Consider the following 20,395-nt stretch of genomic DNA (forward strand, 5'->3'; position numbering starts at 1 on the left):
GATAACAATACAGAAAAATTGTGGCGAACATGCTTACAACCTGGAATTGACCTTATGATAAGCAGGTATCAAGTGGTTTAATTTCTATATTTTTCTAAATTCCAGCAAGCCAAAAAACATAAATTTAAAAAAAACCGAAAGCCTAGCTCTAATGTAGCCTGTATGCAGCTGGCGGAATACAGGAAAATCGGCATTCTCAAGCTGGCTTCGTAACACCCCCTCAAATGACTGGACGGCGTTTCGAAATGCCTTTTTTTGGGGAACTACCTGCCCTCGCGTTCGCTCTCCATGGCTAGCAGCGACGGTGCAACGGCTCTATTCTCATTTAGCTGAGACCCATGGTAATCAGGAAAAGTTATACACAACCCAAGATAGAATCGCTGACTTTTTCCACCATAAGGGATAATCCACGCCCCCTTTTCCCTAAAGTTAACTGTACCAGTATTTGAATACGCTACGGAACTTTCATTCCCTGCAACTGTTGCGCAGCAATATCAAAGGTATAAACACCTGCTAGTTCTACTGATAAATTAGTCGTTGTGTACCTCGCCTTATTCACAATCAGAGCATCAGAGAAATCAGCCAACTTACCTCCTCTAATCGGCCTCGCATTGCGGTAATCATTTAGTGCCAGCCAGACAACCTGTCCATTTTCAAAGCGGATATTAGGTTCTTTAAACAGTGACTGTATCACTGCCACCAAATCAGTACTACTCAGTTGATACTTTTTTCCTTTTAATGTCCAAATAGTTTCAACTAACACCACATCAGTCACTAAAACCGTCTCCTGACCATTGAGCAATTTTTCAGCTTTGAACGATTGAACCTCATCATCTGCAAGCAAATATCTTAAAAGTACATTGGTATCTATCGCAATCAATTTAATGAGCTCTGCATCGATTCTTCATCTGTCATAGAGCTATTCAATTGAACATGACTCAACAAACCTTTTGCAGCCCCATAAACCTTCTTGACTATGGTCAACTGGCCGTCAACCACAAAACTTTCCACAATATCACCAGGCTCTATACCCAATGACTTACATTGCTCAATAGGAATTGTAATTTGTCTTTTCGCACTCACTTTTGGCATAATTTACCTTTTATTTTTACATAAACAGACTAAAGGATAAAATAACCTTTACTTTATGTCAATAGTAAAGAATGGTTCTCCTGTTTCAAGCAATCTAAAGAAAGTACCCCAAAAGCACTCTTACTTATCTTGGTATAAGTATTATCCTATTAGTAAATTTAATATTACAATTTGCACTAAAGGGCAGTGTCACCTTTTTTTTAATAAGGAGGTTTATGTGTTTACACAAAATTTTGGATCAAGCTAGCTCCCCATTGAACGCAAGGGATCACAATATCTCACCTTAAAAGGGTAGCACCACTTTTGCTCAAGTTGCTTGCTTGGGGACTATCCAACTCGAAGAGTGGATTAGCTGCGCATTATCGACGATTAAGGACACGTATAGGTGCCCCTAAAACCATTAACGCGACAGCAAGAAAAAAGCCGTTATCTTTGTATAACATGCTTAAAAACAAAACAAGTTATATTTCTCAAAGTCAGGAAGAATATGACAATGCCCATAAGCAACGAATTTTAAAACAACTTCAACAAAAAGCAGGGCAATTTAGTTTAGAATTATGTTACTTAGAAGGTATTACTTTGAAACCGTAGGGTGGAATAGCTTGCGTTTTCCACCACAGATAATAAATCAAAACACCGGTTATAGCACAAGCGTTGATTGAACATTATCATGCCGGAATAGATTATAGTCTAGCACAGGAAAATGTGTTATGGAAAGACCCTTGCTCTACTTCTTGTTTCTAACGCCTTTGATTCCTCGTTATTTTAATAACAACGTGAATAAACTATGTCTACTTGCTTTCTTATCAAATGTATAAGTCGTGTTACACCCTTTACTGATTCCACAATAGCCAATAACCATGTCAGAAAAATCAAAACCATGCTGATAATCTTGCAATGCTTTACTTATCATTTGAGCTTTTTCAAGGATAAAAAAACTATTGTTTGTAAGTTCATGGAGCACCTTTCCAATAGTGTCTCTATCCAAACCGTATGATGCTGTAAGTACCCATACTGCTTCAATTAATACGGTATGGGTTAAAAAAACACAGGCTCGCCACTTTCAATCAGTTCTTTAGCTGCATCACCTTGTTTAGCATCATCCTGGGTTAAATACCGAATTAAAATATTAGTATCAATCGCATTCATAGGTTTCCCAGCCCGAATTAATTGCCTTATCCATATCCTCAACTGATACAGGCGCTGTATTTTTGATTTTATCTTTTAAAATGCCAGCCATTGATTTATTTGTATCAATCTTGACCAAAACAATATCACCCCCCGGTAAAATATCAAAACCAACCTGAGAGCCAGCCCTAACATTTAAGCATTTACGAATTTCTAAAGGAATAGTCACCTGCCCTTTAACAGTCAATTTTGATGTTTGCATATAGCCCCTGAAGAAATATCTTATCAATAAAAGGTAATACCTTATAGTAATACTTAGCGAATGACAAGCAAGAAATCTCTGTGCGTTTGTGGGATAAACGGTTTGATTTTTATATCCTTCAATTCTACCCTACTTAGATTCAACTAAATGAGTGCAATGCATCACAATTTAATCACTTATTTTTTTTACTATGAAGCACATGAAGACAATGAAGAAAAGAGACTCGCGATTTATCACACAAAGGAGCAACCTGGGCAGGTCTTGCCATAGATTATAGTCTAGCACAGGCAAATGCGTTGTGGAAAGACCTGACCCCTTCTCTTCTTCTCATAGATATTCTCACGCCTATCGCGCCTATCGCCTCACGATGTAACGTGATACAAACCACCAGCTAGTTCTAGTCTTAAGAGGAGAAAGGGGTCAAGTCTTTCCACGCCACATCGCTCACCACGGGGTTCAAGGTGATGTTCAAGGGGGTCAGCCAGCTTGATTTTATTGCGAGTTTAACCATTACCGAGCTTGCCCCACAAACTGTTCAAATTGTGGCTTGCTTCGCGATCACAATCTAACCTTGTTCGTTATGTTTTTATTCTCTATCTGACCAAAAATTATAAAAAAATGTTTTTCGTAATTGCAAGCTTTATTTTAGGTTTTTTGTTGTTTTTCCATGTGCTTATCCTGCGAAGAATTTTTAGGATTGATTAAAAATCTGGGAGTAGGACAAGATAATCGCATACCGCCTCTAAAATAAGGCATACTCTCTAAGTTTCTTAGCTATTGTTGCTTTCAATGGAAACACTGATGATCTGACCAGTAATCTGGTACGCGATGTAGATGAGAAACAGCCACAATTAAGATTTCCTTTTTGTGTTCCATATACTGATAAATAAGGCCATAGGGGAGATTTTGAACTAAACACCGTCGAGAATATTTACCTCTCTCCCCGTATGAAAAAGGAAAATGCTGAATTCTTGCTTTAGAAAGTTCAACTTCAGTTAAAAACCGGAAACCTAAGCCGTTCTGCACTGATTCATAATATTCAAAAGCATCATCTAGTTCTGCTTCAGCTATTTTAAGAAAAGTTACTTTCACATTTTATGATACTTAGCAAAGACCTCTTCGCTAGGTATAGCTTCAATTTCTCCTTTATTGTATGCCTCAACACGAGAATCTGCCTCTTTTGCCCAAATAGTATCAATTTTTAAGTCTGGGATATCAAGACTAAAAAGTAGTTTCTCGGCAACAACCGCACGCTCTGTAGCGCTTAGCTCAAGAGCTTGGTCTAAAATCGTATTTGCTGTATTTCTCATCATATTTAATCCTCTATTTGGATTTTAGTATATTTCAAAGATCTATTTAAATGGCTTAATCCCTAAATCTTTGCAAATTTTCTTCGCCAAAATATCTTTAACTTCTGTGTGCCGTGGAACTGCCGAACGTCTATTTTGTTCAGGATTCCACCACCAGGAATGCCGCCCGCCTTCACGAAGTAACTCACACCCCATAGAACGCAAATACCTCAGAAATTTGGTTCGTTTCATATGGCTATTTTTTCTTCCATATAGACCTGCCCAGCCGCTATCAAAGCCTCTTCCTTATTAAACTCAATCGCTTCTTGCAAGGTTATTTTTAGCGTTTCAATAAGTTCTTCTCGCGTTTTCTCCTGGCAGTTAACGCCTGAAATCTCTTCTATCCAGCCTATCCACCATCCCTCTTCATTTTTAATAACTGCTGTATATTCAGTATTCATTTCTTTTCCTTCTTAGGTTCAACTCACAAGAAATCATACAATCACCCAACCCAGACACGCGCATTTCTAAACATGCGTAACCAAGCGCCATCTTCACCCCATTCGGCAGGCTGCCATGAATTCTGCAGGGTTCTAAAGCAGCGCTCAGGGTGAGGCATCATAATCGTAAAACGACCATCCGTAGTCGTTAAGCCTGTTATTCCATCAGGTGAACCATTAGGGTTCATTGGGAAATCTTCTGTATGCTCAAGGTAATTATCAACATAATTCAATGCAACCAACGCCTGCTTTTGATCATTAGCAGAAAATTCCGCTCTGCCTTCTCCATGGGCAATCACCACTGGTATACTAGAGCCTGCCATACCTTTCAATAGTATAGAAGGTGAATCCTGAACTTTTACCATGGCTACCCGAGCCTCAAACTGCTCCGAATAATTACGTTTAAACTGTGGCCAATGTTCTGCACCAGGAATCAATTCCTTTAAACCTGAAAACATCTGGCATCCATTACAAACACCTAAGCCAAAAGTATCACTACGCTGAAAGAAGGCTGAAAACTCGCCTCGGGCACGCTCATTAAATAAAATAGATTTTGCCCAGCCACCGCCTGCGCCTAAAACGTCCCCGTAAGAAAACCCACCACAAGCCACTAGACCAACAAAGCCTTTTAAACTGACCCTGCCACTAATAATATCGCTCATATGTACGTCAATACTGGTGAATCCTGCTTTATCGAAAGCAGCGGCCATTTCAACATGTCCATTAACCCCCTGCTCTCTTAAAATTGCCACACGCGGACGCACTGCAGCAAGAGGAGCAACAATATTTTCATTGCTATCAAAACTTAGTTTTGCAGTTAAACCTGGATCTTTATTGTCGCTAATGCGTTCAAACTGTTGCTTTGCACAGTCTGGATTATCACGCAATGCCTGCATCCGGTAACTAACTTCTGACCAGGTTTGTTGCAATTCGGCTCTATTAGCAGAATAAATAACTTCACCATCATAGCTAATATTAAGCTGCTGAGTTTCTTCAGTGACCCAACCAATAAGATGAGTACAGTCAGCTAAACCTGCCGCTTCAAATACATCTAATACCGCATCACAATCACTTTGCTTAACCTGAACCACCGCACCCAGTTCTTCATTAAACAACACGCCTAGAACATCTGCTCCTAAGCGATCTAATTCCAGCTCAGCCCCTTTACGACCTGCAAAAATCATTTCTGCAACGGTAGCAAGTAAACCACCATCAGAGCGGTCATGATAAGCCAGCAGTTTATCGTCAGCATTGAGTGTTTGTATGCTATTAAAAAAGGCTTTAAATTGAGCGGTATCTTCTAAATCAGGCGCGTCACAACCCATTTGCTGGGTGACTTGCGCTAATACCGAACCACCTAGGCGATTTTTTCCTAAGCCTAAATCAATCAGCATTAGTACACTATCTGCATTTTTTAATTCAGGTGTCAGTGTGCGGGTAATATCAGTCACGGGAGCAAAGGCAGTGATAATTAATGATAACGGTGAAGTCATCGTGGTTTCACGTCCGTCCTCATTCCATACCGTTTTCATTGATAATGAATCTTTGCCCACAGGAATAGCAATGCCTAATTCAGGACAGACTTCCATGCCGACTGTTTTGACAGTATCAAATAAAGCAGCATCTTCACCCGGGCTACCTGCTGCTGCCATCCAGTTAGCAGAGATTTTTATATGCTTCAGGGATTCAATTTTTGCTGCGGCTAAGTTGGTGAGTGATTCTGCAATCGCCATACGACCTGATGCAGGTGCATTAATCACCGCTAATGGAGTACGCTCCCCCATTGCCATTGCTTCACCTGTAGTGGCATGAAAACCCGAGGCTGTTACAGCAACATCTGCTACCGGCACTTGCCACGGCCCTACCATTTGATCTCGCGCCACTAACCCAGTTACCGAACGGTCACCTATATGAATTAAAAAACTTTTATCCGCGACTGCCGGAAAAGCCAGCACACGTTTAACCGCGTCTTTTAACTCTATCCCTGAAAAATCAAGCGCCTTATGCTCTGTTTCAATATGCGTTACATCACGGTGCAATTTAGGTGATTTACCAAACAGAACAGACATCGGTAAATCGACTGGCTTATCGCCAAATAATTCATCTGTTAATGTTAAATGCTCTTCGTCTGTTGCTTCACCAATAACAGCATACAGACAATGCTCACGTGCACAAAAAGACTCAAATAACTCTAAAGCTTCTGGTTTTATCGCAACGACATAACGCTCTTGCGCTTCATTACACCAGATTTGCATCGGTGACATGCCTTTATCATCATTGTTTACTTTACGTAATTCAAAGCGACCGCCTTGTTCGCAATCGTGAATAATTTCAGGCACAGCATTGGATAAACCACCCGCCCCAATATCATGAATTGAAACAACAGGGGTATCATCCCCTAGCGCATTACAATGATTAATCACTTCCTGACAACGACGTTCCATTTCCGGATTTTCACGCTGTACAGAGGCAAAATCCAGTTCAGCCGCACTTTCACCTGAAGCTTGTGATGAAGCCGCGCTACCGCCTAAACCAATTAACATCGCTGGGCCACCTAGAATAATAATCAGCGAGCCTGCAGGAATTTTATGTTTATCAACTAGCATGGGACGAATATTCCCCATCCCCCCTGCAATCATAATCGGCTTATGATAACCGCGTAATTGTTCACCAGAGCTTCCTTCGACAACTTGCTCAAAACTACGAAAATAACCGGCAATATTTGGGCAGCCAAATTCATTATTAAATGTCGCTCCACCAATCGGGCCGTCAAGCATAATATCTAAAGCAGACGCGATACGCTCAGGTTTGCCATTATCGGTTTCCCAAGGCTGATCAAAACCAGGGATTTTTAAATGCGATACAGTAAATCCAGTTAACCCTGCTTTAGTCGCTGAACCACGTCCTGTAGCACCTTCATCACGAATCTCTCCACCCGATCCCGTTGCCGCACCAGAATAAGGTGAAATCGCCGTCGGATGATTATGGGTTTCCACCTTCATTAATAAGTGCGCATCTTCGCGAGTATAGGAATATTCACCGGTATGTGGATTACGAATAAAAACATCCGCATTCGAACCTTCTGCTACTGAAGCATTATCACTATAAGCCGATAAAATTCCCTCTGGATTTTGCTCCGCAGTATTACGAATCATGCCAAATAAAGACTTTGCTTCATCAACACCATCAATCGTCCAGCTAGCATTAAAAATCTTATGTCGGCAATGTTCTGAGTTTGCCTGCGCAAACATCATCAGTTCAACATCGCTTGGGTTACGGCCTAATGCTTTAAAACTGTCGGTTAAATAATCAATTTCATCACCCGACAATGCCATGCCTAAATCACTATTTGCCTGCACCAGAGCATCACGGCCCTGTTCAATAATAGCAACAGTATTTAAAGGTTGCGGCTGATGGTGCGCGAATAAATCCAGTTGATCTATATCACTAACCACAGTTTGCGTCATACGGTCATGTAATAAAGCGTGTATTGCCTGCTGTTTTTCATTATTGATAGTCAATGAGCTAGATAGTGTATATACGACACCTCGCTCAAGACGTTCGACACTTAAACCACAACGCTGAGCAATCTCTGTGGCCTTGCTGGACCAGGGAGAAATAGTTCCTGAACGAGGCGTCACCCAATAGCTTAAGCCTTCTTGTTGTTCAGTAGCTTGCTGTTCTGAACCATAAGATAATAACTTATGCAAAATATCATTATCTTCTGCACTAAGTTCGCTTTCTGTATCAACAAAATGCATAAAATAGGCTGAAATATCGTTAATAGATGGCTCTATCACCTGTAAATCAACTAATAGTTTTTGAATTCTAAATTTTGATAACGCGGATGTACCTGAGATTTTAAGCATAGAAGGGTGTCGCTAAGTAGTGTCGTTGGCCGGGTTAAGTTATCAAGCTTTGCGCGATAATGTAAGCCGACATGTATTAGTCAGTTTATATTCTAGTTTCAACATAAACGTGGAAATTCATACTGATATGCCCTAAATTTCCTTTCTAAAGCATGGGAGAGAAGTTATCGATAACTAACTTTCAAAATCCTGTTTGATGGTATCAAACAGTAGGTTTAACAGCTTTAAGCCATCACCATTAGATAGCTTATTTCCTAATTGATCGCGAACAAATATATCCGTCCCAAATTCTGACTCTGTTAGATAAACCTGATAGGGAATGTCCTGATTAGCATCACCGCTAAAGAAAAAAACAAACTCATCTCCAAAAGTTCCATCGGAAACTGCTTGTAATTCAGGATCATATTGAACGTAATAAGTAGCTAATGAACGATTTTTATCGGTAATTTCAACTGCTCTTGCTGTTAATGCCTTGCCAACTATGCGCCAGACATGTGCAAAAGGTGAATTAATACGCACATAAGTTTTATTTTCACCCTGATCAATAAATTGAACAGTTTTACTTAAAGTAACCGGAACAATAACCTCTTCAGATTCTGCCTGTAATCTCTCTGCCTGCATCTCAGGTGGAATCTTTAATTGTGGAATTTCCTTACTATAAATATAGTCTGCTTCTTTATCAGGAAAAAACTTGCCACATGCCGTTAAAAAAGCAACAGAAAATATAAAAATAACTTTGATCGGTTTCATGCTGTTTTTATCGAGAGATTAAAGGACTTGTGCTTGTTGCATAGCCGAGCAAACCTTTTCAAAACAGTCTTCAGTTAACCAGGTTAAAGGAAGACGAATCCCCTGTTCTATTAAGCCCATTTCAGAAACGGCCCATTTAACCGGGATAGGATTAGACTGAATAAATAGTTGATTATGCAACCCTGTTAACTTCGCATCAATACTGCTCGCAGTCTCACGATCACCATTAATGGCTGCGCTTATCATGTCATGTACTAGTTTAGGAGCTACATTACCAGAAACGGTTATTGTGCCATTACCACCCAATAAACAAAATTCACAACTACTCGCATCATCGCCCGTATAAATTGCGAAATCATCACCACATAAATCACGAATAGCAGACACACGGGATAATTCCCCCGTTGCCTCTTTAACTCCAACTATACGCTCAATCTTTGCCAGACGACCTATCGTTTCAGGTAACATATCACACGCTGTACGCCCGGGTACATTGTATAGTATCTGAGGAATATCAACGGCTTCAGCAACAGCTTTATAATGCAGGTATAAGCCTTCCTGGGTAGGTTTATTGTAATAAGGAGTCACTAGTAAACAGGCATCTGCTCCTACTTCCTTCGCTGCTGCGGTTAACGCAATTGCTTCACTAGTTGAATTTGCGCCTGTTCCGGCAATAACAGGTATTCGACCTGCAACATAATCAACAATGGACTTAACTACATCCATATGTTCATGTTCATTTAAAGTAGCGGATTCGCCGGTAGTTCCCATTGCAACAAGAGAGTCAGTGCCTTGTTCTATATGAAAATCAACTAACTTTTTAAGACTATCCTTGTCCACATCGCCGTTATCAAACATTGGGGTGACTAACGCTACGATACTACCTTGAATCATGAAGAACTCTCGAATAATTTAAAAAACAGATTAAAAATATTATAACTAAATACCAGACAACAGATATAAAATAACCAATGCATCACGTCTAAAGAGATTGTGAAAGCACTCAACATTATCCCCCTCCTTGGTTAAGGAGGGGTTAGGGGAGATTTGATATATATTTTTATACGATCCCCCTCAATCCCCCTTCTCAAGGGGGAGGCTAAAAGTACATACTTTCACAGCCTCTAAAGCCGCGCCGTACATCTACTTAAGGACAATCACCTATATAATGCCCTGTTAGTTTAGTTTGTATCGTCATTGCTCCTTGTGGTGCTCCCGACATGGTCATTTCAAATGTACCGGAAAACTTTGTTTTTTGGTACTGAATATTTCCAGCCCCCTGCATAGTCATCCCTTCTTGTTCACATGACATACTCCATTGCGCAAGATTATTCTGAATATCCATACTATTCATCTGACAATTATTTTGCTGCATAATGTTTTCTGGTTTCATGCTTTGTTTAGTAAAACATTGCTCCATAGTGACTGCAGGCATCTTCATTGGCATTCCGGGAATAGTCGCCTCAGAACTCACTTCCCACAAGCCTTCCTGAATATCTGGCATTTCTGCAGCAGCGACTGAAACATTTAAACACAGCAATATCGCTAAAATAACTCTATTCATCTTCATAACTTAGTTGCTCATTTTCCTGAGTATTCTCAATACTCCAAAGTTTTTCCAACTGATAAAACTCACGTGTTTGCGCTGTCATCACATGCAAAATAACATCACCTAGATCCATTAATACCCATTCAGACCCTTGAGCTCCCTCTATACCTTTAGGAGTAACTCCTTTATCTTTTAATGCCATTGCTACATAATTACATAAGGCCTTGATATGTCTATCGGAAGTTCCGGTTGCTATCACCATGTAATCAGTGAAGCTGGTTTTACCTATCACATCGATGGTAGTGATATTTTCCGCTTTTCGTTCATCTAACTCGTTAGTCACTAAAGCTAGTAATTCATCTGCTTGCATTCATTTTCCTTGGTTTAAATCTATTTAGATTATTCTGTTCAGGCTCGATATATTTTTTCGGCCTGTATATATTTGATGACGGATTCAGGTAATAAAAAACTGACATTTTTTTGCTCAGCAATCATTTGCCGAATAAACGATGCCGAAATATCTAATTGCGTCACGTGCTGGAAATAGATTTTACCACTAGGACAGGTTTTTAACGAATGTCTATCATCAACTTGCCTATTTGCATAAAAACCCAGCAAAGTATCTGCCTTGAAACCTGGGCGTGTCATAACCACAATATGGGCATAGTCAAACAAAGACTGCCAACGATACCAGCGAGTCAGGCTATTAAATGCATCAGTCCCAATAAATAATAAAAGTGGCACATCAGCAATTTCAGCACGAATTGAAGCTAAAGTATCGACCATATATGATGGCCCTTCCCGCCCTAATTCACGCGTATCACAAATAAAATAGGGATAATTTGCAATAGCTAACTGTAACATATGCAAACGCGCTAGCGCACTTACTTCAGGCTCGGCACGATGCGCCGGCTGGGCACAAGGTAATAAACGCAGCTCATTCAGAGCAAAAATCTCACTAACTTCCAGAGCCGTACGCAGATGCCCATAGTGAACAGGGTTAAATGTTCCGCCATAAATACCAATCATTTACTGACGGATGTGCCCATCCCCCAGAACGATATATTTCAAACTAGTTAAACCTTCAAGACCGACCGGCCCTCTTGCATGTAATTTATCCGTGCTAATACCAATTTCAGCACCCAGCCCATATTCGAAGCCATCAGCAAAACGTGTAGAGGCATTAATCATTACTGAACTTGAATCTACTTCACGTAAAAAACGACGTGCTAAAGTATAATTTTCGGTAATAATTGATTCAGTATGCCCTGAACTAAATTGATTAATATGCGCCATTGCGTCGTCAATATCGGCAACCACTTTAATGGATAACACAGGCGCTAAATATTCTGTAGCCCAATCTTCTTCGGTTGCACGGATACAATCTGGCACAATAGAGCAGGTTTTTAGGCAACCACGCAACTCTACACCAGCAGCTTTATATTCAACCGCTAACGCAGGCAGAACTGCAGTAGCAACTGATTCTGCCACCAGCAAAGTTTCCATTGCATTACAGACACCATAGCGATGTGTTTTTGCATTGACGGCAATATTTACCGCTTTTTCCAGGTCCGCATGATCATCGATATAAACATGGCAAATACCATCCAAATGTTTAATGACCGGAATCGTTGCTTCTTTGGAAATCCGGGCAATCAGGTTTTTACCACCTCTTGGGACAATCACATCGACATAATCAGACAGTGTAATTAACTCACCTACCGCTGCTCTGTCAGTGGTTTCCACTACCTGCACACCTTCTTCAGGTAATCCAGCAGCAGCTAACCCTTGTGCTATACAACGCGCAATCGCTTTATTGGAATTAATTGATTCTGAACCGCCGCGTAAAATACAGGCATTACCAGATTTTAAACATAATGCTGCAGCATCAACCGTCACATTGGGACGTGATTCATAAATAATACCGATAACACCTAATGGCACGCGCATCTGACCGATCTGAATACCGCTAGGGCGATAATCTAAATTAGATATTGCTCCCACTGGGTCAGGTAAAGCTGCGACTTGCTGTAAACCCTCAATCATAGACTGCATTCTAGCAGGGGTTAACTCCAGCCTATCCAAAAGCGCCTCATCCAGGCCTTTTTCCTTGCCTGCCTGCAAATCCTTTGCATTTTCCTCAACCAGATAAACTGTTTGCTCAGCTAAATGTTCCGCTATCGCTAATAATGCTGCATTTTTCTTACCCGAGTCTGCACGGCTAAGTTCGCGCCCTGCTGCCCTGGCTTGCTGGCCAAGACTGTTCATATAATCTTTAATATTCATTTTTACCAAGTGTATTGCTCTATTTGTAGAAAACTGGTGTGCTGAACATATTATATTCTGTATTGGCAATAATTTGATAGTCCAGTAATGCAATCTGATCAAGCTGAGCCGACAACGCCTATAAGTAACTGAGTATAAATAAACTGAAGTTTCCCAATTATTGAGTAGCTGAAATACACAATGCACCACTTTCCAAGGCGATTGTAAGCCTAAAGCGATACTAAATAAAGATTCACTATTCATGGTATTATTATCGCACTACCCACTAGGATTCACATAGAGCCATAAACTAACAATATGCAAAAACTAGCCGGAGTAAAAAAGCTTTAGCTTTTTTCTAGTGACAGAAATAGCTAAAGCTATTGCACTCCTTTTTAGCGCAGAACAAAATGTTAAAATAATTATGCTTAGATACTTACTGTAATCATCCACTTGCATTCGTTATTATTATACTAGTTGGTGCATTATCGCCGCTTAATACAAAGCCATCCCGGAGTCACATGACCGAGCCCAGGCATCAATACCGCCGGTTAAATTAAAAATTTGAGTAAATCCTTGTTGATCAAGATAATAAGCTACATTCTCGCTACGCATACCATGATGACAGACCACCACGATAGCTCGACTTTTTTCAAGCTCTTGCAGACGATCAGAAACCTGATTCATCGGCATAAGTAGACTGTTATCAATATTTGCTATCTGATATTCAAAAGGTTCCCGCACATCAAGTAAAAAATAAGTTTGCGGATTTTCAAGTAATTGGTGCTGTAAATAAATGGGGGATATTTGCTGTATTGCCATCTTTGATCCTGTATTAACTCTGTAACCTTCGCACGATACAGGTTGCAGCTTTCTAAAGGCTACCCTTACCAAGCAGCGTTACTGATAGTTGCGTCGCCAACTATGCACCAAATTCAGTGCCTTGCTCTCGTCAACAATCGGCTCACTATAAAATCCACAACCATCACCGCGCGTATTATAAAATAAAATGCTCTAGACGTCTCATCGCCTCAGTGATATTTTCCATTGAGCTTGTATATGAGAAACGCAGGTACTTATCACTATCGTTATAACCAAAATCCTTACCTGGTGTAACAGCGACGCCTTCAGTTTCTAATAACTGCTCTGCAAATTGCTGGCTATTATCTGTAAATTTACTACAGTCTGCATATATAAAACGCACCCGCTGGTTTTACCGGAATTTTAAACCCTAAGCGCAATAAATGTGCATACAAAAAAATCTCTCTTTAGTGCAAATTCCTGCCGCCTTTTTTCTAACTCTTGTAATGTTTCTGCAGCTAAAGCAGCGTATTGCGAATGACTAGGAGTAGAAATAAAAATATTTTGCGCTAATTTTTCAATTGCCTGAATATATTCCTCAGGCACAATTAACCACCCGACACGCCACCCCGTCATACCAAAATATTTGGAAAAACTATTGATAACAAAAACCTGATCACTAAATTCAAGCGCACTGGCAACACCCTGTTCATAAACCAGACCATGGTAAATTTCATCAGAAAAAAACAGACCTTGCTGCTCATTAACAAAATCAATACACTTTTTTAATTCAGTCGCCTGAATAATAGTTCCCGTAGGATTGGATGGCGAGGCAATTAAGGTCGCCCTTGTATTTGCTTGCCAATGCTGGCGCAATAAATCTGCAGATAACTGATAGGCGGTATCCGCATAAACGGGCACAAATTTAACTTTGGCATCATAGAGTCGAATAAAATTCTGATTACAGGGGTAGCATGGATCAGATAATAAAACTTCATCACCAGGATTTAAACTTGCACCGAGTGCTAGTAGAAAAGCACCTGACGCCCCCGGAGTAATAAAAAGACGCTCGATCGGCACACTTAGCTGATAACATTGCCTATAATAATCGCTTATTTTCTGCCTTAATTCAGGTAAACCCGCTGCCGGAGTATATTTTACATGCTCTGATTTGATATAGGCGACTCCAGCATCAATAATCGGCTGAGGTGTTGCAAAATCAGGTTCTCCTATCTCCATATGCACAATATTACGCCCTTGTGCCTCTAACTGCTTTGCCCTCCTTAATAACTCCATTACATAAAAAGGCGTTATCGCCTCCATCCTGCTAGCTACCTGCATTTCATGCCCTTTTGATAAATATAGATACAACAAATAATAGCAATTTCTCTTGCTTAATTCTTATTATCCTGATAAAAATGCGCAGTTTTTTTAAATAAATCTGGAGTTAGTGGATGACTAACAGCACGACAGCTGAAATTACGCCTTTCAATTTTACGCCATACGAAGAAAGTAAAGGCGAGGAATATATGAATGAGGCGCAAAAAGACCATTTTAGAGATATTTTAAGCAATTGGAAGAATGACTTAATGCTTGAAGTGGACCGTACTGTAGACCATATGCGTGATGATGCTGCAAATTATCCCGATCCTAATGATCGCGCATCACAAGAGTCTGAATTCAGCCTTGAATTAAGAACACGAGACCGGGAAAGAAAACTTCTTAAAAAAATTAATGATGCTCTTGCCATGATTGATGCGGACTCATACGGTTACTGTGATTCCTGTGGCATAGAAATTGGTGTACGCCGTTTAGAAGCTCGCCCTACAGCTGATCAGTGTATAGATTGTAAAACTCTGGATGAAATCCGCGAAAAACAAATGAGCTAATATTTTATGCATTAAATGGGTATTGCAAAGCTGTTAGAAAACGCTTTGCAAAACCCATCAAGCTAGCCAAAAAATAGTTTACTTCAACACCAAAACAACAGTTGAATGCCTGCTGTACAGGTAAGTTTATGAAGATATTCTTTATCATTTACTTCCTGTCTCCCCCGTACGTAAGTTAAATCTGTGCGCAACTGATTTTTCCAGGTTCAACAAGCTACCAATGAAAATCTTTTATTCGTGCAATCACAAGAAACTCTCCTGAAACAAGACCTGCAACATGTCTGGCCCCCCTACAGTGCTATACAAGCCGACACACCTATTTACCCGGTAAAATCAGCTGATGGTGTATACATTACACTAATGGATGGGCGTGTTTTAATTGATGGCATGTCCTCCTGGTGGAGCGCCATACATGGTTATAATCATCCAGTTTTAAATCAGGCGATACATACACAATTACATGATATGGCACACATCATGTTTGGCGGCTTAACACACCAGCCTGCTATTGACTTGGCATTACAATTAGTTAAAATCACCCCGGAACCGCTACAAACAGTTTTCTTTTCTGACTCAGGCTCCGTTTCTGTTGAAGTTGCCATGAAAATGGCTATCCAATACTGGCATGCCAAAAATCAGCCCAATAAAAAGAAACTCCTGACAATACGTTATGGCTATCATGGTGATACTTTTGGCGCCATGTCTGTAAGTGATCCAGATAATGGGATGCATAGCTTATTCAACGATAGCCTTATCAAGCAGCTTTTTGCTGATGCGCCCCTGTGTACTTTTGAACAGAATTGTAGCGCAGAAGATATTGCCCCACTTGCAAACAAACTAAAAGAAAATCATACACAAATTGCCGCAGTAATACTTGAACCCATTGTTCAAGGCGCAGGAGGCATGCGTTTTTATTCCCCTGAGTACCTGCAACAAGTCCGCGAATTATGTAAGCAATACGATGTATTGCTGATTATTGATGAGATCGCTACCGGATTTGGCCGTACAGGCAAACTGTTTGCCTGTGAGCATGCAAAAATCGCCCCAGACATACTCTGCCTAGGAAAAGCTCTAACAGGCGGCTATATGACACTGGCAGCCACTTTAGCGACTCAGGAAATTGCTGATACTATACGCCTAGGTGAACCCGGCTTATTTATGCATGGCCCCACCTTTATGGCAAACCCTCTCGCTTGTGCGACGGCATTAGCTAGTTTAAAACTATTACTAGATTCTCCCTGGCAAACTACAGTACGAAATATTGAACAAATGTTACGTACAGGGCTGCAAGTTTGCCAGCAACACTCACATGTCAAAGAAGTGCGCGTATTAGGAGCAATTGGCGTTATTCAGCTACACCAGCCTATTGATTTAAAAGCCCTACAACCTAAATTTGTGGACGCCGGAGTCTGGGTGCGCCCTTTCAACAAGCTTATCTATCTTATGCCACCTTTTATTATCTCTTCTGCAGAGCTTAATAGTTTGATAGATGCAGTATGTAAAGTTGTTGCCGATATAGAACCTTAGAAACACACATAGGTTTTAGATTAAACGATGAAACTCACAAAGAAACTATCTTTCCCTTGGTGGAGATTGTACTTTTGCCCATACACCAAAATCTACAACCCAAGTTACAATACCGATACATTAATCATCAATATGAACTTCAATCGCATTGGCTTCTTTAAATCGCCACATAAAGATCAGCAGGATACAGGCTAAAGTTAGTAAACCAAGCTGCAGTTGCAATCTCCCCTGCAATACTCCGATAGACACTGCAAAAGTAAGTACAATCATAATCATTGCCTTGATCTTCGGGCTACGAGTAATCGTACGACTAGCTTCCCATTGCTGTAGAGCCGCGCCAAACCAACGGTTATTTAGCAACATTTGATGAAAGCGCGGTGAACTGTTAGCAAAGCAGGCCAATGCGAGTATAAGAAACGGCGTTGTTGGCAATACAGGTAATACTGCTCCAATGACCCCAAGAACAACAAACAATAAGCCCAGAAGGGTTAATAAGAATTTTTTGATGCGTCTGCGCATGGTTTATCTCAATTTATCGTGGTTTAAATTTCTTATCAATATTTGTAGAGCGTGGCTTTAGCTCGCTGATTATGCGATACATGCGGGCTAAAGCCACGCTCTACAGCCTAGGTACAAATGAATATTATGCTAACGGTCACGCAAATTTCGCCTTAATATTTTACCAGAAGGGGATTTAGGAATTTTATCAATAAATTCGATTTCTTTTATTTGCTTATAGGCGGCAACTTTTTCCGCAACCCAGGCGATAATCTCATCAGCAGATATGTCTTGTTTTAACACAATAAACGCCTTAGGAACTTCACCCGCTGAAAATCAGGGAAACGTAGCCTAAGCGAAGTGATGATTTTTAGATGACAGAATAACCCTTTTTTAATAATTCACTGACGATTTCACGCGGCTTTAGATAAGTCCACCTAATAGATGAATTCATTGGATTGCCTGCTGTATGCTGTTGAAGAATATCTAAAAAGTCTTGATCTATTCCACTGTATTCAGGGGTAGAGGTCTTTTTTTTCGACCGCCTCCAGGTTGTCTGATTCCTGTTATATCCAGTTCTAATTCGGTGAGTTCTTTTTTTCCTTGGCGGATAGTTTTTGGGTCACACTCTAATAAAGCTGAAATATAGTTAACGCCACCATGAGATAATTTTTCACTTTCAATGGCGGCATACCGTCGCTTATTTTTTTCACAAAGTGAGTCATAAAATTTCTTCATCGACTTTTCGATATTTTTTTTATAAGGAAATGACATAAGACAACCACTGAGTAATAAATTAAGATAACCTTAATTTAGGGGAGATATTTCATTATTCAAGCTTGGCTGCTTCAGGAAGTTATTTCGTGCACATTCCTTAGCAACATTTGATGAAAGCGCGGTGAACTGTTAGCAAAGCAGGCCAATGCGAGTATAAGAAACGGCGTTGTTGGCAATACAGGTAATACTGCTCCAATGACCCCAAGAACAACAAACAATAAGCCCAGAAGGGTTAATAAGAATTTTTTGATGCGTCTGCGCATGGTTTATCTCAATTTATCGTGGTTTAAATTTCTTATCAATATTTGTAGAGCGTGGCTTTAGCTCGCTGATTATGCGATACATGCGGGCTAAAACCACGCTCTACAGCCTAGGTACAAATGAATATTATGCTAACGGTCACGCAAATTTCGCCTTAATATTTTACCAGAAGGGGATTTAGGAATTTTATCAATAAATTCGATTTCTTTTATTTGCTTATAGGCGGCAACTTTTTCCGCAACCCAGGCGATAATCTCATCAGCAGATATGTCTTGTTTTAACACAATAAACGCCTTAGGAACTTCACCAGATTGTTTATCTGCTTTAGGAACAACTGCCGCATCAATAATCGCAGGATGAGTTAATAACAGTGCTTCCAATTCAGCTGGAGCAACCTGGTAGCTTTTACATTTAATCAGCTCTTTTAGGCGATCTACAATATAAAAATAACCTTGCTCATCAACACGGGCAATATCTCCGCTATGTAGCCACCCATTTGTATCAATTGCTACTGCCGTTGCTTCGGGGTTGTTCAGATAGCCCATCATCACTTGTGGGCCACGCAGTAATAGTTCACCTGTCTGGTTAAATCCAAGGGGCTCGCCAGTTTCGGTATCTATAATCATCGCTTCAGTATTAGGCATTAACACTCCGACAGTCCCATGTTTTGTTGTTGCTAACAGGTCAGGCTCTTTGATCACCACAGGACTCGTTTCGGTTAAGCCATAGCCCTGATATACTGGACACAAAACCCGTTCACCCGCTGCTAGAAGCTGTGCTTCACCTATCGGTGCTGCCCCAGACATTACATATTGCAATGAACTTATATCGTAGTGACTGACGAGAGGATGTTCGGCGAGAAAAAGAATAATCGGAGGTACCAGGTACGCAGTAGTTATCCGGTATTGCTCAATTAATCCGAGAAATTGTTCAGGCTTAAAACCATTCACAATGATTAGAGTCGAACCGTTGCATAAACCTAGATTCATGATCACGGTTATGCCGTAAATATGAAAAAAAGGCAGCACAGCAATTATGATATCGTCTACATTAGGACAGACGACATCTTGCTGTGCTTCAATCTGAATATTATGCGCCACCAGGTTGCTGTGACTTAGCATGACCCCTTTAGGTAGACCAGTTGTACCACTGGAATAAGGTAATATAGCAATATCCGTCTGTGGATTAATACTGATTGGCAGTAACTCAATATCGTTATTATCCTGCAATAGCAATTCAAATGAGTTAGCTGTATCACCCTGATTAAATACAAAAACTTCCTCAACTAAGGTTGTTTCCAGAACCGGGCTAACCTTTTCTAACAAGTCAGCAGTCGTAAATAAGCAACTTGCTTTAGAATGCTGCAACTGGAGTTCTAGTTCACTTGCCGTATATAGTGGATTTGCCGTGGTAATCACGCCACCAATCAACATTATCGCCTGAAAAACATAAATATATTCGATTATATTGGGTGCATAAATCGCAAATACATCGCCTTTTTTATAGCCTTTATGCTGTAAAGATTTAGCTACCCGATTGATATTTTGCCTTAATTCATCAAAGTTAATCTGCCTGCCACTAGCACCATCAATTAGTGCAATTTCCTGATGATAAGGCTCTATACGCGCAAAAAAATATTCTGGCCAGGAAATATCGGGAATTTTGACCGCAGGAGACGGACTTTTAATAATCATGACTCAATCCTCATTCTAAACAAGGGTAACTCACAAATAATAATACACCAGCTGATTCCCAAGGTCTCCGTGGGAATTCATACAAAATGCACTGCGTTCCACGACGCAGTGAGTCACAAGATGCATTCCCACGCAGAGTGCAAACGAGATTTGTGTGGTTGTGTATTGCGAGTTACCAAATTACCTCTTCCTATTTCACTCTGATAGACATTTCCTTTATCTATTTTTTATTAAGCCTCAGTGA

24 protein-coding genes and 2 pseudogenes are annotated in these 20,395 nt (G+C 40.4%); 3 read left to right on the forward strand and 23 right to left on the reverse strand.

What is annotated here, in order from left to right; translation table 11 throughout:
* Positions 1-84 precede the first annotated feature (84 nt).
* The 3 genes from CDZ78_RS23650 to CDZ78_RS08995 form a co-directional block, all read right to left on the reverse strand.
* The gene (locus CDZ78_RS23650; protein WP_280175558.1) at positions 85-216 is read right to left on the reverse strand and encodes a hypothetical protein; all 132 of its coding nucleotides are present in this window, start codon (positions 214-216) and stop codon (positions 85-87) included.
* A 238-nt stretch (positions 217-454) separates the two neighbouring features.
* Positions 455-880 carry a type II toxin-antitoxin system VapC family toxin gene (locus tag CDZ78_RS08990; protein WP_087869718.1) on the reverse strand — a complete coding sequence of 142 codons (426 nt, stop codon included), beginning with the start codon at positions 878-880 and terminating at the stop codon, positions 455-457.
* Positions 877-1,092 carry an AbrB/MazE/SpoVT family DNA-binding domain-containing protein gene (locus CDZ78_RS08995; RefSeq protein ID WP_087869719.1) on the reverse strand — a complete coding sequence of 72 codons (216 nt, stop codon included), beginning with the start codon at positions 1,090-1,092 and terminating at the stop codon, positions 877-879. The genes CDZ78_RS08990 and CDZ78_RS08995 overlap by 4 nt, the downstream gene beginning before the upstream one ends.
* 303 nt (positions 1,093-1,395) lie before the next feature.
* Between CDZ78_RS08995 and CDZ78_RS21180 the strand changes: the two genes are divergently transcribed.
* The gene (locus tag CDZ78_RS21180) at positions 1,396-1,683 is read left to right on the forward strand and encodes a hypothetical protein (RefSeq protein WP_140413957.1); all 288 of its coding nucleotides are present in this window, start codon (positions 1,396-1,398) and stop codon (positions 1,681-1,683) included.
* A 544-nt stretch (positions 1,684-2,227) separates the two neighbouring features.
* Here CDZ78_RS21180 and CDZ78_RS09005 read toward each other — a convergent pair.
* The 15 genes from CDZ78_RS09005 to CDZ78_RS09070 all read right to left on the reverse strand — a co-directional run bounded on the left by CDZ78_RS09005 (position 2,228) and on the right by CDZ78_RS09070 (position 14,846).
* Positions 2,228-2,482, reverse strand: a complete 255-nt coding sequence (locus CDZ78_RS09005) for an AbrB/MazE/SpoVT family DNA-binding domain-containing protein (protein WP_087869721.1) — start codon at positions 2,480-2,482, stop codon at positions 2,228-2,230.
* Between the two features lie 786 nt (positions 2,483-3,268).
* The gene (locus CDZ78_RS09010; protein ID WP_087869722.1) at positions 3,269-3,574 is read right to left on the reverse strand and encodes a type II toxin-antitoxin system RelE/ParE family toxin; all 306 of its coding nucleotides are present in this window, start codon (positions 3,572-3,574) and stop codon (positions 3,269-3,271) included.
* Positions 3,571-3,792 (reverse strand): addiction module protein, encoded by a 222-nt coding sequence (locus tag CDZ78_RS09015; protein WP_087869723.1) that lies wholly within the window; start codon positions 3,790-3,792, stop codon positions 3,571-3,573. The genes CDZ78_RS09010 and CDZ78_RS09015 overlap by 4 nt, the downstream gene beginning before the upstream one ends.
* Before the next feature lie 42 nt (positions 3,793-3,834).
* On the reverse strand, positions 3,835-4,023 hold the full coding sequence (locus CDZ78_RS09020) for a type II toxin-antitoxin system HicA family toxin (RefSeq protein WP_087869724.1): 189 nt from the start codon (positions 4,021-4,023) through the stop codon (positions 3,835-3,837).
* Positions 4,020-4,232: a type II toxin-antitoxin system HicB family antitoxin gene (locus tag CDZ78_RS09025; RefSeq protein ID WP_087869725.1), complete on the reverse strand. Its 213-nt coding sequence runs from the start codon at positions 4,230-4,232 to the stop codon at positions 4,020-4,022. The genes CDZ78_RS09020 and CDZ78_RS09025 overlap by 4 nt, the downstream gene beginning before the upstream one ends.
* 41 nt (positions 4,233-4,273) lie before the next feature.
* Positions 4,274-8,140, reverse strand: coding sequence for a phosphoribosylformylglycinamidine synthase (purL, locus tag CDZ78_RS09030; RefSeq protein ID WP_087869726.1), 3,867 nt, complete (start codon positions 8,138-8,140; stop codon positions 4,274-4,276).
* A gap of 174 nt (positions 8,141-8,314) precedes the next feature.
* Positions 8,315-8,890 carry an NlpB/DapX family lipoprotein gene (bamC, locus tag CDZ78_RS09035; protein ID WP_087869727.1) on the reverse strand — a complete coding sequence of 192 codons (576 nt, stop codon included), beginning with the start codon at positions 8,888-8,890 and terminating at the stop codon, positions 8,315-8,317.
* An 18-nt stretch (positions 8,891-8,908) separates the two neighbouring features.
* On the reverse strand, positions 8,909-9,784 hold the full coding sequence (dapA, locus tag CDZ78_RS09040; protein ID WP_087869728.1) for a 4-hydroxy-tetrahydrodipicolinate synthase: 876 nt from the start codon (positions 9,782-9,784) through the stop codon (positions 8,909-8,911).
* A gap of 253 nt (positions 9,785-10,037) precedes the next feature.
* The gene (locus CDZ78_RS09045; RefSeq protein WP_167374230.1) at positions 10,038-10,454 is read right to left on the reverse strand and encodes a DUF3617 domain-containing protein; all 417 of its coding nucleotides are present in this window, start codon (positions 10,452-10,454) and stop codon (positions 10,038-10,040) included.
* Positions 10,447-10,809, reverse strand: a complete 363-nt coding sequence (gene rsfS, locus CDZ78_RS09050) for a ribosome silencing factor (protein ID WP_087869730.1) — start codon at positions 10,807-10,809, stop codon at positions 10,447-10,449. Before rsfS ends, CDZ78_RS09045 begins: the two co-directional genes overlap by 8 nt.
* Positions 10,810-10,847: 38 nt before the next feature.
* Positions 10,848-11,468 carry a nicotinate-nucleotide adenylyltransferase gene (gene nadD / locus CDZ78_RS09055; protein ID WP_087869731.1) on the reverse strand — a complete coding sequence of 207 codons (621 nt, stop codon included), beginning with the start codon at positions 11,466-11,468 and terminating at the stop codon, positions 10,848-10,850.
* Positions 11,469-12,725: a glutamate-5-semialdehyde dehydrogenase gene (locus CDZ78_RS09060; RefSeq protein ID WP_087869732.1), complete on the reverse strand. Its 1,257-nt coding sequence runs from the start codon at positions 12,723-12,725 to the stop codon at positions 11,469-11,471.
* 474 nt (positions 12,726-13,199) lie between these two features.
* A complete protein-coding gene (locus CDZ78_RS09065; protein ID WP_230990991.1) occupies positions 13,200-13,526 on the reverse strand; it encodes a rhodanese-like domain-containing protein in 327 nt (108 codons plus the stop codon).
* 175 nt (positions 13,527-13,701) lie between these two features.
* Positions 13,702-13,908 carry an aminotransferase class I/II-fold pyridoxal phosphate-dependent enzyme gene (locus CDZ78_RS24055; RefSeq protein WP_307190476.1) on the reverse strand — a complete coding sequence of 69 codons (207 nt, stop codon included), beginning with the start codon at positions 13,906-13,908 and terminating at the stop codon, positions 13,702-13,704.
* A 20-nt stretch (positions 13,909-13,928) separates the two neighbouring features.
* The gene (locus tag CDZ78_RS09070) at positions 13,929-14,846 is read right to left on the reverse strand and encodes an aminotransferase class I/II-fold pyridoxal phosphate-dependent enzyme (RefSeq protein WP_307190477.1); all 918 of its coding nucleotides are present in this window, start codon (positions 14,844-14,846) and stop codon (positions 13,929-13,931) included.
* A gap of 113 nt (positions 14,847-14,959) precedes the next feature.
* Between CDZ78_RS09070 and dksA the strand changes: the two genes are divergently transcribed.
* Positions 14,960-15,394: an RNA polymerase-binding protein DksA gene (dksA, locus tag CDZ78_RS09075; RefSeq protein ID WP_087869733.1), complete on the forward strand. Its 435-nt coding sequence runs from the start codon at positions 14,960-14,962 to the stop codon at positions 15,392-15,394.
* A gap of 237 nt (positions 15,395-15,631) precedes the next feature.
* A complete protein-coding gene (bioA, locus tag CDZ78_RS09080) occupies positions 15,632-16,921 on the forward strand; it encodes an adenosylmethionine--8-amino-7-oxononanoate transaminase (protein ID WP_087869734.1) in 1,290 nt (429 codons plus the stop codon).
* 120 nt (positions 16,922-17,041) lie between these two features.
* On the opposite strand, the gene CDZ78_RS09085 is transcribed toward bioA, so the two are convergent.
* The 5 genes and pseudogenes from CDZ78_RS09085 to CDZ78_RS09105 form a co-directional block, all read right to left on the reverse strand.
* Complete coding sequence (locus tag CDZ78_RS09085; RefSeq protein WP_167374231.1) at positions 17,042-17,440, reverse strand: YbaN family protein; 399 nt, start codon at positions 17,438-17,440, stop codon at positions 17,042-17,044.
* Positions 17,441-17,569: 129 nt separating this feature from the next.
* Positions 17,570-17,734 (reverse strand): annotated as a pseudogene (locus CDZ78_RS09090) (AMP-binding enzyme); the annotation flags it as partial.
* A 186-nt stretch (positions 17,735-17,920) separates the two neighbouring features.
* Positions 17,921-18,193, reverse strand: a complete 273-nt coding sequence (locus CDZ78_RS09095; RefSeq protein WP_087868120.1) for a hypothetical protein — start codon at positions 18,191-18,193, stop codon at positions 17,921-17,923.
* Positions 18,194-18,288: 95 nt separating this feature from the next.
* Positions 18,289-18,459, reverse strand: a pseudogene (locus CDZ78_RS09100) (DUF454 family protein); the annotation flags it as partial.
* A 129-nt stretch (positions 18,460-18,588) separates the two neighbouring features.
* On the reverse strand, positions 18,589-20,151 hold the full coding sequence (locus CDZ78_RS09105) for an AMP-binding protein (RefSeq protein WP_087869737.1): 1,563 nt from the start codon (positions 20,149-20,151) through the stop codon (positions 18,589-18,591).
* Between the last annotated feature and the right edge of the window lie 244 nt (positions 20,152-20,395).

Origin of the sequence: Bathymodiolus platifrons methanotrophic gill symbiont (assembly GCF_002189065.1) — a bacterium.
Taxonomy (GTDB): Bacteria; Pseudomonadota; Gammaproteobacteria; order Methylococcales; family Methylomonadaceae; genus Methyloprofundus.